Source organism: Sphingomonas sp. NIC1 (genome assembly GCF_001638925.1).
GTDB classification, from domain to species: domain Bacteria; phylum Pseudomonadota; class Alphaproteobacteria; order Sphingomonadales; family Sphingomonadaceae; genus Sphingomonas; species Sphingomonas aquatilis.
The window spans coordinates 1,831,507-1,847,561 of record NZ_CP015521.1; the positions used below are offsets into that span (position 1 = coordinate 1,831,507).

Below are 16,055 nucleotides of genomic sequence, written 5' to 3' on the forward strand. Positions count from 1 at the left end.
TATGTCATTTGGCGCCCTTCAACAACGGCGCCAGATACTTCCCCGTGAAGCTCCGCGGTTCCTTCACCACATCCTCCGGCGTGCCGGTGGCGACGATCTCGCCGCCCTTCACGCCGCCTTCCGGCCCCAAATCGACGATCCAGTCCGCCGTCTTGATGACGTCGAGATTGTGTTCGATGACAACGACGGTGTTGCCCTGCTCGACCAGCGCGTGGAGGACTTCGAGCAACTTGCGCACGTCTTCGAAGTGCAGGCCGGTCGTCGGTTCGTCGAGGATGTAGAGCGTGTTGCCGGTGGCGCGGCGCGAGAGTTCCTTGGCGAGCTTGACGCGCTGTGCTTCGCCGCCCGACAGGGTGGTCGCCTGCTGGCCGACCTTGACGTAGCCCAGGCCCACCTCGACCAGCATTTCCATCTTGTCGCGGATCGGGGGCACGGCCTTGAAGAACTCCGCGGCATCCTCGACGGTCATGTCGAGCACGTCGGCGATGCTCTTGCCCTTGAACTTCACCTCCAGCGTCTCGCGGTTGTAGCGCGCGCCGTGGCAGACGTCGCAGGTGACGTAGACGTCGGGGAGGAAGTGCATCTCGATCTTGAGCACGCCGTCGCCCTGGCACGCCTCGCAGCGGCCGCCCTTGACGTTGAAGCTGAAGCGGCCGGGCTTGTAGCCGCGCGCCTGCGCCTCCGGCAGGCCGGCGAACCAGTCGCGGATCTGCGTGAAGCTGCCGGTGTAGGTCGCGGGGTTCGACCGCGGCGTGCGGCCGATCGGCGACTGGTCGATGTCGATGACCTTGTCGAGGTGCTGGAGGCCGGTGACCTTGTCGTGCTTGCCCGCCAGGATGCGCGCGCCGTTAAGCGTGCGTGCGGCGGCGGCGTAGAGCGTGTCGATCGTAAAGCTCGACTTGCCCGAGCCCGACACGCCGGTGATGCAGGTGAAGGTGCCGAGCGGGATCGATGCCGTCACGCCGGTGAGGTTGTTGGCGCGGGCGTTGTGGACGGTCAGTTTCTTGCCGTTGCCCTTGCGGCGTTGCGCGGGGACGGGGACTTCGCGGGTGCCGTTGAGGTAATCGGCGGTGATGCTGGTCTTGCTCTTGAGCAATTGCTTGAGCGTGCCCTGCGCCACGATCTGGCCGCCGTGGACGCCGGCGCCCGGCCCCATGTCGATGACGTAATCGGCGGTGCGGATCGCATCCTCGTCATGCTCGACCACCAGCACGGTGTTGCCGAGGTCGCGCAGGCGGCGGAGCGTCGCGAGCAGCATGTCGTTGTCGCGCTGGTGCAGGCCGATGCTGGGTTCGTCGAGGACGTACAGCACGCCCGACAGGCCGCTGCCGATCTGCGACGCCAGGCGGATACGCTGGCTCTCGCCGCCCGACAGCGTGCCCGACGTGCGATCGAGGTTGAGGTAATCGAGGCCGACATTGTTGAGGAAGCCCAGGCGCTCGACGATCTCCTTCAGGATGCGTTCGGCGATCGCGCGCTGCTGGTCGCCGAGATGGTTGGGCAGATCGGTGAAGAAGGCGAGCGCGTCGACCACGCTGAGGTGCGTGGCGTGGGCGATGTCCGTATGCGCGATCTTGACCGCGAGCGCTTCGGGCTTGAGGCGCGCGCCGTGGCAGACCTCGCACGGGCGCGACGACTGGTATTTGCCCAGCTCCTCGCGCATCCACGCGCTCTCGGTCTGGAGCAGGCGGCGGTTGAGGTTGCCGATCACGCCCTCGAACGGTTTCTTGACGTCGTAGCTCTTCTTGCCGTCGACGAAGGTGAGCGTGACCGCCTTGCCCTTGGTGCCGAACAGGATGACGTCCTGCGTTTCGGGATGCAGGTCCTTCCACGGCGTATCGAGGTCGAATTTATATTCGCGCGCGAGGGAGCCGAGGACCTGCATGTAATAGGGGCTGGGCGGGTTGGACTTCGCCCAGGGGACGACGGCGCCCTTCTTGATGCTGAGGTCGTGATTGGGGACGACGAGGTCTTCGTCGAACAGCAGCTTTTCGCCGAGGCCGTCGCACGCCGGGCAGGCGCCCTGGGGGGCGTTGAAGCTGAACAGGCGCGGCTCGATCTCCGCGATGGTGAAGCCGCTGATCGGGCAGGCGAACTTTTCGCTGAACACGATGCGGCCGGCGGGCGCGTTGTCGCCGAGGACTTCGGACTTGGGGGTGTGCGGTTCGACGGGATCGGCCGGGTCGATATAGGCGAGGCCGTCGGCGAGCTTCAGCGCGGTTTCGAAGCTTTCGGCCAGCCGCGTGGCGGCATCGGCGCGGACGACGAGGCGGTCGACGACGATCTCGATGTCGTGCTTGTATTTCTTGTCGAGTGCGGGGGCTTCGTCGATCTCATGGATCGTGCCGTCGATGCGGACGCGGGTGAAGCCCGCCTTCTGCCATTCGGCGAGTTCCTTGCGATATTCGCCCTTCCGCCCGCGCACGACGGGGGCGAGCAGGTACAGGCGCGTGCCCTCGGGCAGCGCCATGACGCGGTCGACCATCTGGCTGACCGTCTGCGCGGCGATCGGCTCGCCGGTGGCGGGCGAATAGGGGATGCCGACGCGCGCCCAGAGCAGGCGCATGTAATCGTAGATTTCGGTGACGGTCGCGACGGTGGAGCGCGGGTTGCGCGAGGTCGTCTTCTGCTCGATCGAGATGGCGGGCGACAGGCCCTCGATATGGTCGACGTCGGGCTTCTGCATCAGCTCGAGGAACTGGCGCGCATAGGCCGACAGCGATTCGACGTAGCGACGCTGCCCCTCGGCATAGATGGTGTCGAAGGCGAGGCTCGATTTGCCAGACCCCGACAGGCCGGTGATGACCGTCAGCGTGTCGCGGGGGATGTCGACGTCGACGTCCTTGAGATTGTGCTCGCGCGCGCCGCGGACGGAGATTTTGGTCAGCATGAAGCGGGTTCTACTTCTGTTCTGTTTCTGATGCTAGTCTGGCAGGTAGGAACGCTTGCGCGCGATTTCGAGCCACATTGAAAGCAAGGCGGCGGTGTCTTACGTCTGTGCCACACGAGGAGAAGGCGCGATGGGCAAGAAGCACAAGAAGGCGAAGCTTCCGAAGGAAGTGCTGGGCGTGAAGCTGCCCAAGGAGGTGCGCGAGGTGGGCGGGGCGCTGCTGGAGAAGGCGAACAGCCCGCAGGGGCGCGAGATGCTGGCGGCGGGGCTGACGATGGCGGCGGCTGCGGCGACCGCGGCGCTGGCCAAGGGACGCACCGAGCGCGCCGCCAAGCCGGACGCGCCGCGCCCGCCCGAGGCACCGGTGCCGCCCGTGCCCCCGGTGCCGCCCGTCCCGCCGCAGGGCACGCAGACCCAGCCCGATCCGCAGGCGATCGCCGAGGCGGTGGGCAAGGCGGCGGAGGCGATGCTGGGGCGATTGTTTGGTCGGAAAGACTGACGCGGCGGGGTTTGCGCGGCGCTCACTGTCCGTCCGACATATGGGCCGATTGTATGGCGCCGGGACCGTCCAGGGTGCACCCGCGATGATGTCCATTTAGCGCCGCGAGCGATAGCGATCAGTCCGCGCGCCCGTGTGCGCCATCGCTCCGCGCGGCGGAGATGCGAGGGTGGCATTTCCGCATTCCGCCAGTCGCGGCAACTTGGGGTCGGTGACCGGGCCTTCCGCGCAACATAGCACCACTCGCTGTGGCTGTTTTGCAACGCAACGTTGCTGAAAGCGGAAATAGGTCAGTAGTACGTGCTTTACGCGAGCAAGACAGTCACACAAGCGTCACGCAGTCCAGAAGACTGACATTCCAAATCGATGACGCATGGGGCGACCGAAAACGGCGCCGTTGCAAAGGGGATATACGTGACGAAAACCGCTCGATTCGATGTGACGCGCAAGGCGGCTCTGCTCGCCGCGGCGACGCCGCTGGCGCTGGTGCTGGGGGCCGCTCCGACGTTCGCGCAGACCGCGACGCAGACGCCCGCGCAGCTCGAGATCAAGGATCAGCAGACCGATCCGACCACGACGCAGGGCGCGAGCGATCAGGACAAGGCGAGCGACATCGTCGTCACCGGTTCGCTGTTCCGTCGCACCGACACCGAAACCCCGTCGCCGGTCACCGTGCTGACCAGCGACACGCTGGCCAAGGCAGGCATCACCACCGCGTCGGACGCGATCCGTTCGATCTCGGCGGACAGCGCGGGCTCGATCGGCACCGGCTTCCAGTCGGGCTTCTCGGCCGGTGGTTCGGCCGTGTCGCTGCGCGGCCTCGGCGTCTCGTCGACGCTGGTGCTGATCGACGGGCTGCGCTCGGCCAATTTCCCGCTGAACGACGACGGCCATAACGCCTATGTCGACCTCAACTCGATTCCGTTCAGCTTGGTCGACCGGATCGAAGTGCTGAAGGACGGCGCATCGTCGACCTATGGCGCGGATGCGATCGGCGGCGTCGTCAACGTGATCCTGAAGAAGCACTTCACCGGCATCGACGGCCTGGTCGAGGGCGGCGTCGCTGAGCGCGGCGATGCCAGCCACCAGCGCGCGCAGCTGACGCTGGGCTATGGCGATTATGACCGCCAGGGCTTCAACGTCTACCTGAACGGCGAATATCAGCGCGACGGCCGCGTGTCGAACCACAGCCGCGGCTTCCCATACAACACGCAGGACCTGACCTCGATCGGCGGCCTGGACAATAACGCGTCCGACCAGTCGCTGACCGTCAACGTCCCGACCGCCTATGTCACGCGCGTCCGCCAGACCGACCTTAACAACCCGCTCGCCGGCCAGGTCGGCGCGCCGCTGACCACGCGCTACGACGCGCTGGGCCTAGCCAACTGCGCGCGCGACACGTTCGCCGTCACCACCGGTTCGGCGCAGGGCACCGGCTGCAAGTACGACCTGGTCGACCTGTATCGCCAGATTCAGCCGCTGCAGGAGCGCTACTCGCTGCAGGGCCGCGTCAGCGTCCGCATCGCCGACAACGTCGAAGGCTATATCACTGGCAGCTACAGCCGCAGTGATGTCAGCATTAACGGCACGCCCTCGGCGATCCGCAACACGCAGCCGTTCGGCGGCGCACCGTCGGTCGCGTCGAACAACCCCGGCATCGTCCTGCCGGTGTACATCTGCGCGGCGGGCACCAATTGCGCGACCGCGGCGAACCGCCAGCTCAACCCGAACAACCCCTATGCGGCAGCGTTCGCCAACGACCCGACCAACGGCGCGGCGCGCATCTATTATCTGTTCGGCGACATCCCCGGCGGCAGCGATCGCAAGAACGAGGTGTACCGCGCCACCGCAGGCCTGAACGGCAATTTCGGCGACGGCCGTTACAACTGGCGTGTCGAGGGCGTGTACGCACGCGACGAGATTCAGCTGACGCAGCGCGGCCTGATCAACATCGCGGGCCTCGCCCAGGCGATCAACACGGGGTCGTACAATTTCGTCAACCCGTCGCAGAACAGCGCGGCGGTGCGCAACGCGATCTCGCCCAACAAGGTGACGCCGTCGTTCTCGACCCAGGCGGCGCTGGATGCGTCGCTGTCCGCACGCCTCGCCGACCTGCCGGGCGGTCCACTCCAGCTCGCCATTGGCGGGCAGGTGCGTCGCGAGACGCTGGAGAACAATAACCAGAATGCCGCGCTGGACACCTACGGCCTGTCGACCGCCTCGGCGTTCGGGTCGCACACCGTGTCGGCCGCCTATTTTGAAGCCGATGCGCCGATCCTCGACCAGGTCGAGCTGAACGTGTCGGGCCGCTACGACCATTATTCGGAAGGCTTCAGCCACTTCTCGCCGAAGGTCGGCGTCAAGTTCACGCCGATCAAGGAACTGGCGATCCGCGGCACCTATGCCGAGGGCTTCCGCGCGCCGACCTTCGCCGAATCGGGTCCGCGCAGCCAGTATGCGGGCTTCGTGTCGACGACCCCGCCGTGTAACTTTATCCTGCAGCACGGCGGCACCGGCACGGCGGCGTCGTGCTCGGCGAACGGCAACCCCTATAACCTCAACTACAATCTGGGCCGCGGCCTTGCAGGCAACCCCAACCTCCAGCCGGAAATCTCGCGCAGCTTCACCGGCGGCGTGATCTTCCAGCCGGTACGCTGGCTGAGCCTGACGGTCGATTATTACAACGTCCGCAAGAAGAACCTGATCGTCACCGGTCCGGACTTCGGCAAGGCGGTCGCGGCCTATTACAATTCAGCGAACCTCGCCGCGGCGCAGACCGCGGTGGCCGGGGTCGGCCAGGGCTATTCGGTGAACACGACCGACGCGGTCGATCCGCTGTTCCCGAACGCGCTGCCGCGTGTCCTCATCATCAACGTGCCGTATGTGAACGCGAACTATGCGCTGACCTCGGGCATCGATTTCTCGGCGACGGCGACCGTGCCGTTGGGCGATGGGATCAAGTTCACCAGCCGCATCGAAGCGACGCACGTCATCAAGTACAACCTCGTCACCTCGGCGGGTGTGCAGCATTATGCCGGCACGATGGGCCCGTACGACCTGTCGTCGGGCAACGGCACGCCGTCGTGGCGCGGCAACTGGCAGAATACGCTGGACTTCGGCGATTACTCGCTGTCGGCGACGGCGTTCTACGTCAGCCGCATCAAGGCGGTGTCGGAAGACCAGGGCCTGCCGCTCGATTGCGCGAACGGCAATTTGTACACGCGTTCGTCGCCGCAGAACCAGGCGTTCTGCTACGTCAGCCCGTTCATCAACGTCGATCTGAACGGCACGGTGAAGGTCAACGACAAGTTCACCTTCTTCCTGAACGTGAAGAACGTGTTCGACGCCAAGGCGCCGGTCGCACCGGCCGCCTATTCGAGCGCGCCGAACTTCCTGACCACCTGGCATTACGCCGGCCTGATCGGGCGCCAGTATCGCGCGGGCGCGTCGTTCCGCTTCTAAGCGGGTCATTGACGGCATACCTGGGGGGGGCTCCGCTGCGGCGGGGCCCCTTTTTTGTTGCGCGGGCGAAGCGCGGGCGGGCATCGTCGCCGCCGAATAGGGAAGGGTTGGGTATGCGGGCGATGGTGGCGGCAGCGGTATTGGGGGCAGGCGCGCTGGTAATGGCGGTGCCCGCCATGGCCGCGGCCGGGGCGCAGACCGCCGATCAGCTCGCGGCGCAGGCGCTGGCGATGCAGCAGGCGGGCGATCCGGGCGAGGCCGCGCCGGTGGCGTATGACGTGTCCTTTCCCAATGCGGTGCATCACGAAGCGCAGGTGACCGCGACGTTCCGCGGCGTGCCGGCGGGGCCGCTGCACGTGCAGATGGCGCGCTCGTCGCCGGGGCGATATGCGATCCATGAATTCGCGAAGAACGTCTATGCCGTGTCGGCGAAGGACGGGCGCGGGCGGCCGCTCGCGCTGACGCGGACCGATCCGTATGGCTGGTCGGTGTCCGGTCATGACGGCACCGTGGTGGTCACCTACACGCTGTTCGGCGACTGGGGCGACGGAACCTACGCGCAGATCGATGCTGATCACGCGCATCTCAACATGCCGGCGACCTTCCTGTGGGCGACCGGCTATGACGCCAAGCCGATCCGGGTGCGCTTCCACGCCTTCGACCCCAAGTGGCGCGTCGCGACGCAGCTGCCCGCGGGCAAGGCGGAGGGGACGTATTGGGCGCCGAACTTCCAGTATTTCATGGACAGCCCGACTGAGCTGAGCGCGTTCTCCTTGCGCCAGTGGCCGATGACCGACGCGACCGGCAAGACGTATCTGATCCGGCTGGCGGTGCATCACATGGGGACGGAGGCGGAGGTCGATACCTATGCCGCCAAGACGAAGCGCGTGATCGCGCAGCATTATGCGCTGTTCGGCCGCGCGCCGCGCTACGATTACGGCACCTATACCTTCATCGCCGACTATATGCCGCAGATCGCGGGCGACGGCATGGAGCATCGCAACTCGACGATCATCACCCAGCCGCGGGGGCTGGCCGAGGCGAATTACGCGCAGCTCAATACGCTGAGCCACGAGTTCGTCCACAGCTGGAACGTCGAGCGGCTGCGCCCGGCCGAGCTGGAGCCGTTCGACTTCACGCGCGCCAATCCGACGCCGAGCCTGTGGTTCGCGGAGGGCTTCACGCAATATTACGGGCCGCTGCTGATCCGCCGCGCGGGCGAGAGCAGCGTGGACGATTTCCTGCGTGGGCTGGGCGGCACGCTGAACGGCGTCGTCAACGGCAGCGGGCGGCGGTACGGCGGGCCGGAGGAGATGAGCCTGCGCGCACCCTTCGTCGATGCGGCGAAATCGATCGACCGGACCAACCCCAATATCTTCATTTCCTATTATCCGTACGGCGCCGTCGTGGCGCTGGCGCTTGACCTTCAGCTGCGGCAGCGGTTTCCGGGCGTGACGCTCGACAGCTATATGCGGCATCTGTGGGAGACGCGGGGCGATGCCGAAAAGCCCTACACGCCCGCCGATCTGGAGCGCGGCCTTGCCGAGGTGACGCGCGATCCGGCGTTCGCGAAGGGCGTCTTCGACCGATATGTCCATGCGAGCGGGCTGCCCGATTTCGCGCCGCTGCTCGCACAGGCGGGGCTGGCGATGCAGCCGCGCGCACCCGGCGCGGCCTGGGCGGGATTTGCGCTGAAGGCGGATGAGGGTGGAAGCGGCGTGGCGATCGCCGCTCCGCCTGCGCCGTCTTCGCCGGCCTATGCTACGGGCCTGGAGGAGGGCGATGTGCTGCTGACCGTCGGCGGGATGCCGGCCAATTCGGCCGAGGATGTGACGGCGCTGCTCGCCGCGCACAAGCCGGGTGATGCGGTGCCGGTCCGCTATCGCCAGCGTGGGATCGAGCGGACGGCGACGCTGCGTCTGGCTGTCGATCCGGCGTTCACGGTCGTGCGCGGCGAGACGGTGGGGGCGGCGGTGACGCCGGCGCAGCTGGCGTTCCGCACGGCGTGGCTGGGGAATTGAGGGTTCACGCGAAGCCGCGAAGACGCAACGATGCTGTGGTTGCCGCGATCGTTGCTCTCCATTCGTGTCGAAGGATGAGACAGTGCGCTGCCGCGCACGAGACCTCTTTGCGTCTTCGCGTCTTCGCGTGACCCTTCAGTGCGCCGACGCCCCGCTCGCGCCGATGCCGGTTTCGGCGCGGACGCGCTGGGCGGCATAGCCCGCGCGGTCGATCGCGGCGCGGGAACTCGTGTCGAGGATCGAGACCAGCCAGATCGTCAGGAAGGCGATCGGCATCGAGATGATTGCGGGCGAGGAATAGGGGAAGATCGCGGCGGGGTGGCCGAGGATCGTGACCCATACCGCCGGCGACAGGATGGTGAGCCCCACCGCGAGGACGAGGCCCAGCGTGCCGCCCGCGACGACGCCGCGCGTGGTGGCGCCCGGCCAGAGCAGCGACAGGATCAGCACCGGGAAATTGCCCGACGCCGCCACTGCGAAGGCGAGGCTGACCATGAAGGCGACGTTCTGCTTCTGGAACACGATGCCGAGCAGGATCGCGACCGCGGCAAGGACCAGCACGGTACGCCGCGAGACGGATAGTTCGGCGGCGCTGTCCGCTTGCCCCTTGCGGAAGACGGTCGCGTAGAGATCGTGGCTGACCGCCGACGCGCCGGAGAGGGTGAGGCCGGCGACGACGGCGAGGATGGTGGCGAAGGCGACGGCGGAAATAAACCCCAGGAACAAATTGCCGCCGACCGCCTGCGCCAGATGGATCGCTGCCATGTTGGTGCCGCCGATCAGCACGCCGTCGCCGTCGAGATAGCCGGGGTTGGTCGCGACCAGCACGATCGCGCCGAAGCCGATGATGAAGGTGAGCAGGTAGAAATAGCCGATCCAGCCCGTCGCCCACAGCACCGACGTGCGCGCCGCCCTGGCATCGGGCACGGTGAAGAAGCGCATCAGGATGTGCGGCAGGCCGGCGGTGCCGAACATCAGGGCCATGCCGAACGAGATCGCCGACACGGGATCCTTGATGAAATTGCCGAGGCCCATGATCGATCCGCCCTTGGCGGCGGCGTCTGCGGGCAACAGGCCGGTGGCGGCGGCGAGGCCCGTCTTTACCGCGACCGCGCGGGCGAACAGCGCATCGGGGCTGAAGCCGAATTGCGCGAGGACCATCAGCGCCATGAAGGTGGCCGACCCGAGCAGCAGCACCGCCTTGATGATCTGGACCCAGGTGGTGGCGGTCATGCCGCCGAACAGGACGTACAATGTCATCAGCACGCCGACGATGCCGACCGCATATTCGTAGCGCAGGCCGAACAGCAATTTGATGAGCTGGCCCGCGCCGACCATCTGCGCGATCAGGTAGAAAAGCACGACGACGAGCGTGCTGGTCGCCGCGAAGCTGCGCACCGGGGCTTGCGCGAAGCGGAAGCTGGCGACGTCGGCGAAGGTGTATTTGCCGAGGTTGCGCAGGCGCTCGGCCATCAGGAACAGAATGATCGGCCAGCCGACGAGGAAGCCGATCGAATAGATGAGCCCGTCATAGCCGTCGGTGAAGATCTGCGCCGAAATGCCGAGGAAGCTCGCCGCGGACATATAGTCGCCGGCGATGGCGAGGCCGTTCTGGAAGCCGGTGATGCCGCCGCCCGCGGTGTAGAAATCGGCCGCGGTGCGCGTGCGCCGCGCCGCCCAGCGGGTGATGCCGAGCGTGAACAGCGCGAAGGCCGCGAACATCGCAATCGCGGTCCAGTTGGTCGGCTGCTGCCGGGTCTGGCCCGCGATGGCGTCGGCATAGGCCGGTCCGGCGGCGAGCAGGAGGGCGCCGATGGCGAGCGCGGCGATCCGGCGGCTCATGCGCCATAGTCCGCGCGCAGGGCGGCGAGCGCAGCGTCGTAATCGCGATTGGCGCGCGCGACGTAGAGGCCGGTGAGCAGGATCGCGAGCAGGATCAGCGCAAAACCGATCAGGATCCCGAGCGAGGTGACGCCGCCTGCTCTGATCGGCTGGGCGAGGAAGGGCTTGTCGAAGGCGATGAGCGCGACGAAGCCGAAATAGGCGACGAACATGATGGTGGCGAGCATCCAGCCGAAGCGGCCGCGCGCCTGGACGAGCTGTCGGTAGCGGGGATCGCTCGCGATGCGCTGCGCCTGGTCGTCGGTCATCCTGTCCCCCGTTGCCGCCCGGCGCGTCGCGGCCGGATCGGTTGCGCTATCATGACGCGGTGACGGCGCGGCGCAAGGGTGGTTGTGGGGGTGATTGGTGTGGGGGGTGTGATGCCTCACCCTGCGTCATCCCGGCGGAGGCCGGGATCCATGGATGCGGTGGGGGTGCCGTATCGGGCGCCAACCGATGGTCCGTGACCATGGATCCCGGCGTGCGCCGGGATGACGAATTTGGGGCGGTGGAGGCTTACCCGGAGCGCAGCGGTTATGGCGGACGCCGCCTTTCCCCTCCCGACCGTCATTCCCGCGGAGGCGGGAATCCAGACTGGCTGGCCTTTCGGCTCTATCGCTGCGGTTCGGAGGTTATGGATTCCCGCCTTCGCGGGAATGACGGGGGTGTGGGGCGGGGGTGCGTTTGACACCGCTGCCCGTTGCCCGTTGCCCGTTGCCCGTTGCCCGTTGCCCGTTGCCCGTTGCCTGCCTGCCACCTTCCGCTTGCCTACCGACGAGGCCCGCGCATCCGGCCGTCCACCGCACCCTCCAAAATGACGAAAACTTCATCTGGCTGCCATGGGGGGGACAGGCCGGTGCGGGCATGTCGATAGGATGGGTTGGTTTGCGTCGCGATCGATACGGCATCATCTTGCCTGGGTGGGCGGGATCGCGCTCGGCGTGGTGGCGGTGATGGCGGGCGTGGCGGCGCTGGCGGGGTTCTTCGATCGCGATCCGGTCGTGCTGCTGCCCGCGGAAGGCACGGCGCGGCCTGTCGCCGCGCTGTATCTGTCGGGCGATATGGGGCTGCGCTTCGGCCCCAATCCCACCACGACGCGCACGCTGGCGGCGAACGGCGTGACCGTCGTCGCGCTGAAATCGCCGACGCTGTTCCGCTTTCACCGCACGCGCGGCGAGGTGGACCGGATCGTGGCCGATGCGGTACGGACCGCGCTCGCGCGCAGCGGGGCGTCGCGGATCGTGGTGATCGGGCAATCCTATGGCGCGGACATATTGGAAACCGGACTGGCGGCGCTGCCGCCGACGCTGCGCAGCCGCATCGCGGGCGCGGTGCTGGTGGTGCCGGGCGAGAGCGTGTTCTTCCGCGCCGACCCCTCGGGACTCGGCTATCGCGGCATGCCCGACCATATCGGGGCGGCGTCGCTCGACCGGCTCGACTGGCTGCCGGTGACCTGCATCTACGGCCGCGACGAGCAGGACAGCGCCTGTCCCGACGTTCATCTGCCGCATGCGACGATCATCGCGATGCCCGGCGGGCATTTCCTGGACAATGATCGCAAGGGCCTGTTCGCGCATGTGCTGACCGCGATCCGGCAGGACGTGCCCGGGGCGTTTCGGTGAGCACACCCGCGCACGCGCCGCGTGGCGCGTCCCGGCTCGACCGGTGGCTGGATGCGGGCGGCGCCTTCGTCGCGCGGCATCGGCGCGAGCTGGTGATCGCCGCGGTGCTGCTGGTCGCCGCGATCGGGTTCGAGGCGCTGCACCTGGTGCTGCGCGAGGTACATCTGCGCGACGTGCGCGCGTCGCTGGCGGCCGTCCCCGATACGCGGATCGCCGCGAGCCTGGCGCTGACGGTGACGAGCTACCTGATGCTGACCGGCCTCGACTGGGTCGCACTGCGCGCGGTGGGCAAGCCGCTGCCGTGGCGGATCGCGGCGGCGGGATCGTTCACCAGTTATACGCTGAGCCACAATCTGGGGCTGTCGCTGCTGACCGGCGGGTCGGCGCGGCTGCGGCTGTACAGCGCCGCCGGCCTGACCTTCGGCGAGGTGGCGCAGGTGGCGGCGATCTGCGCGGTCGCCTTTTGGGCGGGTGTCGCGGGGGCGGCGGGGTTCGGGCTGGTCGTGGGCCAGGGCGTGACGCTGGGGCCGGTGACGCTCGATCCCGCCTGGGCGCGCGCCTTGGGCGGCGGCCTGCTGGCGCTGCTGGCGATCCTGCCGGTGCTGCGCGCGCGCGGCGTCGCGATGCTGGGGCCGGAGCGGCTGGGCGTGGCGCTGCCGAGCCTCAGGCAGATGGGCGCGCTGGCGCTGCTGTCGCTCGCGGACCTCAGCGCGGCATCGGCGGCGCTGTTCGTGCTGGTGCCGGGGGCGGCGGCGCAGGCCTATCCCGCCTTCGTCGTCGCCTATGCGGTGGCGGTGGTGGTGGCGCTGGTGCTGCATGTGCCGGGGGGACTCGGCGTGTTCGAAACGGTAGTTCTGGCGACGGTGCCGGGCGACCGGCCGGCGCTGTTCGCCGCGCTGCTGCTGTATCGGCTGATCTATTATCTGTTGCCGCTGATGGTCGCGGCGATCGGCATCGCGGCGGCGGAGGGGTGGCGGCTGCGCCATCCGATCCGGCGCGGCCTGTCGTATGTCGATCGCGCCGGGCAGTTGCTGGCGCCGACCGCCGTCACCGCCTTGGTGTTCGTCGCGGGCTTCATCCTGCTGGTGTCGGGGGCGCTGCCGGGGGTGAAGGACCGATTGTCCGACCTCGACGACATGCTGCCGCTGCCGTTCATCGAGGGCTCGCACATGGCGGGCAGCCTGATCGGTACGGCGATGCTGCTGGTCGCGCCGGCGCTCAATGCGCGGCTGCGGTCGGGCTTTGCGGCGGCGCGGCTGCTGTTGATCGGCGGCGCGCTGTTTTCGCTGATGAAGGGCCTCGATTACGAGGAAGCGGCGTTGCAGCTGATCGTCGCGGGCGTGCTGCAATATTGCCGGCAAAGCTTCTATCGCGAAGGCGGCATCCTGACCGACCGGCCGCACTGGCCGTGGCTGGTCGCCGCCGCCGCGGCGCTGGCGCTGAGCGTCTGGGCGGGGTTCTTCGCGTACAAGCGCACGCCGTATAGCGACGATCTGTGGTGGCACTTCGCGCTCAACGGCAATGCGCCGCGGTTCCTGCGCGCGAGCTTTGCGGCAGGCGTGCTGCTCACCGCGGCATCGCTGTACCAATTGCTTACCGGCAGCCGGACGAAGAGCCTGCCCGAAAGCGTCATCCCCGAAGATGCGATCGCGGCGGCGCGCGCGGACAGTCCGCGCACCGATGCGGCGCTGGCCTATACCGGCGACAAGAGCTTCATCGTATCGGCGGCGGGCGATGCGTTCCTGATGTATCGCGTGCGCGGGCGCAGCTGGGTGGTGATGGGCGATCCCGTCGGGCCGGTCGCGGCGTGGAGCGAGCTCGTCTGGAGCATCCGGCGGGCATGCGATGCGCGCGCGGGGCGGCTGTGCTTCTACCAGGCGAGCGAGCGGATGCTGCCCCTGTTCGTCGAGCTGGGGCTGCATGCGATCAAATATGGCGAGGAGGCGCATGTGGCGCTGGATCGCTTCACGATCGCGGGGCCGCGCGCGAAATCGCTGCGTCATGCGGTGCGGCGCACCGAGGCGGCGGGGGCGGTCTTCTCGGTCGAACCGGCGCGTGCGGTGCCGGCGTTGATCGAGGATATGCGCGCCGTGTCCGATGCGTGGCTCGCGGCGAAGGCGGGGCGCGAGAAACGGTTCAGCCTGGGGGCGTTCGACCCGGCGTACCTCGCGCGTTTTCCGGTGGCGCTGGTGCGGGTGGAGGGGCGGATCGTTGCCTTCGCCAACATCTGGGTGTCGGGTGACGGCGAGGAGGCGTCGTGCGACCTGATGCGGCACCATCCCGATGCGCCGTACGGCACGATGGAGATGATGATGGTGCGCCTGATCGAATGGGCGCGCGGGCAGGGGTATGAGCGGTTCAACCTGGGCATGGCGCCGCTGTCCGGCATGCCGAGCGGGCGGCTGGCGCCGGTATGGGCGCAGCTGGGCCATGCCCTGTTCGCCAATGGCGAGCGCTTGTACGGCTTTGCGGGCTTGCGCGCGTTCAAGGCGAAATACGGGCCGGATTGGGTGTCACGCTATATCGCGACGCCGCCGGGCGCGGCGATGCCGCGGGTGCTGATCGATCTCGCACGACTGGTAAGCGCGTGAGGGAGTCAGGGGAGGTGTGCTTGCCATTACCCCCCGTTCGCCCGGAGCCTGTCGAAGGGCGGGTGCCTCATCGCGAGCTGGCCCTCGTGGAACCCCGTGCTTCGACAGGCTCAGCACGAACGGTTTTCGCAACGGTTCTACAGACGGCGCGCGTGCGGTAGGGTCGCACCATGACCGACGATCCCACAGGCCGCGCGCTGCGGCGGCGTAGCGTATTGTTCATGCCGGCTTCCAATCCGCGCGCGATGGCGAAGGCGCGCGATCTGGCGTGCGATGCCGTAATCCTCGATCTGGAGGATGCGGTGGCGCCGGAGGCGAAGGGCGTCGCGCGCGCAGCGGCGCTGGCCGTGGCGGCGGAAGGGTTCGGCGGACGTGCCTGCGCGGTGCGGATGAACGCGCTGGATACGCCATGGGGCGCGGACGATGCGGCGGCGCTGGCGGCGGCCCCGGGCGTGGCCGCGGTGGTGGTGCCCAAGGTCGGGTCGGCGGCGGACCTTGCGGCGGTGCGCGCGGTGCTGGGCGCGGACGGGCCGCCGATCTGGGCGATGATCGAGACGTGCGGGGCGGTGCTGCGGCTGGCCGAAATTGTCGGCGCGGCGGCGACGACGCGGACCGAGCTGCTGATCGCAGGCACCAACGATCTGGCCAAGGAGATGCGCTGCCGGGTCGATGGCGGGCGCACGGCGCTGGTGCCGGCGCTGGTGCAGCTGGTGATCGCAGGCCGCGCGGCGGGGCTGGTGGTGCTGGACGGCGTCTACAATGCCTTCCGTGACACGGCAGGCTTTGCAGCGGAGTGCGAGCAGGGCGCGATGCTGGGGTTCGACGGCAAGACGCTGATCCATCCGGTCCAGGTCGACACCGCGAATGCGGCGTTCGCGCCCTCGGCAGACGCGGTGGCCTGGGCGGAGCGCGTGGTTGCGGCGTTCGCCGCACCCGAAGCGGCGGGGAAGGGCGCGATCCCGCTGGACGGCGCGATGGTGGAGCGGCTGCACCTCGCCGAGGCGGAGCGGGTGTTGGCGTTGGTAGACGCGGGAGCGGGGTGATCCCCCGCCGTTCGCCCTGAGCCTGTCGAAGGGCTGCTATCCACCA

9 protein-coding genes are annotated in these 16,055 nt (G+C 68.0%); 6 read left to right on the plus strand and 3 right to left on the minus strand.

Annotation, left to right across the window (positions count from 1 at the left end; translation table 11 throughout):
- Positions 1-4 precede the first annotated feature (4 nt).
- Positions 5-2,890 (minus strand): excinuclease ABC subunit UvrA, encoded by a 2,886-nt coding sequence (gene uvrA, locus A7E77_RS08865; RefSeq protein WP_063687295.1) that lies wholly within the window; start codon positions 2,888-2,890, stop codon positions 5-7.
- 130 nt (positions 2,891-3,020) lie between these two features.
- Here uvrA and A7E77_RS08870 point away from each other — a divergent pair, with 130 nt between their 5' ends.
- From A7E77_RS08870 to A7E77_RS08880, 3 genes are all read left to right on the plus strand, one after another.
- Complete coding sequence (locus tag A7E77_RS08870; protein ID WP_063687297.1) at positions 3,021-3,389, plus strand: hypothetical protein; 369 nt, start codon at positions 3,021-3,023, stop codon at positions 3,387-3,389.
- A gap of 366 nt (positions 3,390-3,755) precedes the next feature.
- Positions 3,756-6,851 (plus strand): TonB-dependent receptor domain-containing protein, encoded by a 3,096-nt coding sequence (locus A7E77_RS08875; protein ID WP_063687299.1) that lies wholly within the window; start codon positions 3,756-3,758, stop codon positions 6,849-6,851.
- 113 nt (positions 6,852-6,964) lie between these two features.
- Positions 6,965-8,872 (plus strand): M61 family metallopeptidase, encoded by a 1,908-nt coding sequence (locus tag A7E77_RS08880; protein ID WP_063687307.1) that lies wholly within the window; start codon positions 6,965-6,967, stop codon positions 8,870-8,872.
- 135 nt (positions 8,873-9,007) lie between these two features.
- On the opposite strand, the gene A7E77_RS08885 is transcribed toward A7E77_RS08880, so the two are convergent.
- On the minus strand, positions 9,008-10,714 hold the full coding sequence (locus tag A7E77_RS08885; RefSeq protein WP_063687309.1) for a cation acetate symporter: 1,707 nt from the start codon (positions 10,712-10,714) through the stop codon (positions 9,008-9,010).
- Positions 10,711-11,022: a DUF485 domain-containing protein gene (locus tag A7E77_RS08890; RefSeq protein ID WP_063687311.1), complete on the minus strand. Its 312-nt coding sequence runs from the start codon at positions 11,020-11,022 to the stop codon at positions 10,711-10,713. The genes A7E77_RS08885 and A7E77_RS08890 overlap by 4 nt, the downstream gene beginning before the upstream one ends.
- 606 nt (positions 11,023-11,628) lie before the next feature.
- Between A7E77_RS08890 and A7E77_RS08895 the strand changes: the two genes are divergently transcribed.
- The 3 genes from A7E77_RS08895 (at position 11,629) to A7E77_RS08905 (ending at position 16,009) form a co-directional block, all read left to right on the plus strand.
- Entirely contained in the window at positions 11,629-12,375 is a 747-nt protein-coding gene (locus A7E77_RS08895; protein WP_063687313.1) for an AcvB/VirJ family lysyl-phosphatidylglycerol hydrolase, read from the plus strand.
- Positions 12,372-14,966, plus strand: a complete 2,595-nt coding sequence (gene mprF / locus A7E77_RS08900; RefSeq protein ID WP_063687315.1) for a bifunctional lysylphosphatidylglycerol flippase/synthetase MprF — start codon at positions 12,372-12,374, stop codon at positions 14,964-14,966. The genes A7E77_RS08895 and mprF overlap by 4 nt, the downstream gene beginning before the upstream one ends.
- A 170-nt stretch (positions 14,967-15,136) precedes the next feature.
- A complete protein-coding gene (locus A7E77_RS08905; RefSeq protein ID WP_063687317.1) occupies positions 15,137-16,009 on the plus strand; it encodes an HpcH/HpaI aldolase/citrate lyase family protein in 873 nt (290 codons plus the stop codon).
- Positions 16,010-16,055 lie beyond the last annotated feature (46 nt).

What these genes read in the sequence shown, in the direction of transcription:
- A7E77_RS08895 (WP_063687313.1), top strand. Translation starts at nt 11,629, where the DNA reads ATGGGTTGGTTTGCGTCGCGATCGATACGGCATCATCTTGCCTGGGTG.
- A7E77_RS08875 (WP_063687299.1), top strand. Translation starts at nt 3,756, where the DNA reads ATGACGCATGGGGCGACCGAAAACGGCGCCGTTGCAAAGGGGATATAC.
- A7E77_RS08905 (WP_063687317.1), top strand. Translation starts at nt 15,137, where the DNA reads ATGACCGACGATCCCACAGGCCGCGCGCTGCGGCGGCGTAGCGTATTG.
- A7E77_RS08880 (WP_063687307.1), top strand. Translation starts at nt 6,965, where the DNA reads ATGCGGGCGATGGTGGCGGCAGCGGTATTGGGGGCAGGCGCGCTGGTA.
- uvrA (WP_063687295.1), bottom strand. Translation starts at nt 2,890, where the DNA reads ATGCTGACCAAAATCTCCGTCCGCGGCGCGCGCGAGCACAATCTCAAG.
- A7E77_RS08870 (WP_063687297.1), top strand. Translation starts at nt 3,021, where the DNA reads ATGGGCAAGAAGCACAAGAAGGCGAAGCTTCCGAAGGAAGTGCTGGGC.
- A7E77_RS08890 (WP_063687311.1), bottom strand. Translation starts at nt 11,022, where the DNA reads ATGACCGACGACCAGGCGCAGCGCATCGCGAGCGATCCCCGCTACCGA.
- A7E77_RS08885 (WP_063687309.1), bottom strand. Translation starts at nt 10,714, where the DNA reads ATGAGCCGCCGGATCGCCGCGCTCGCCATCGGCGCCCTCCTGCTCGCC.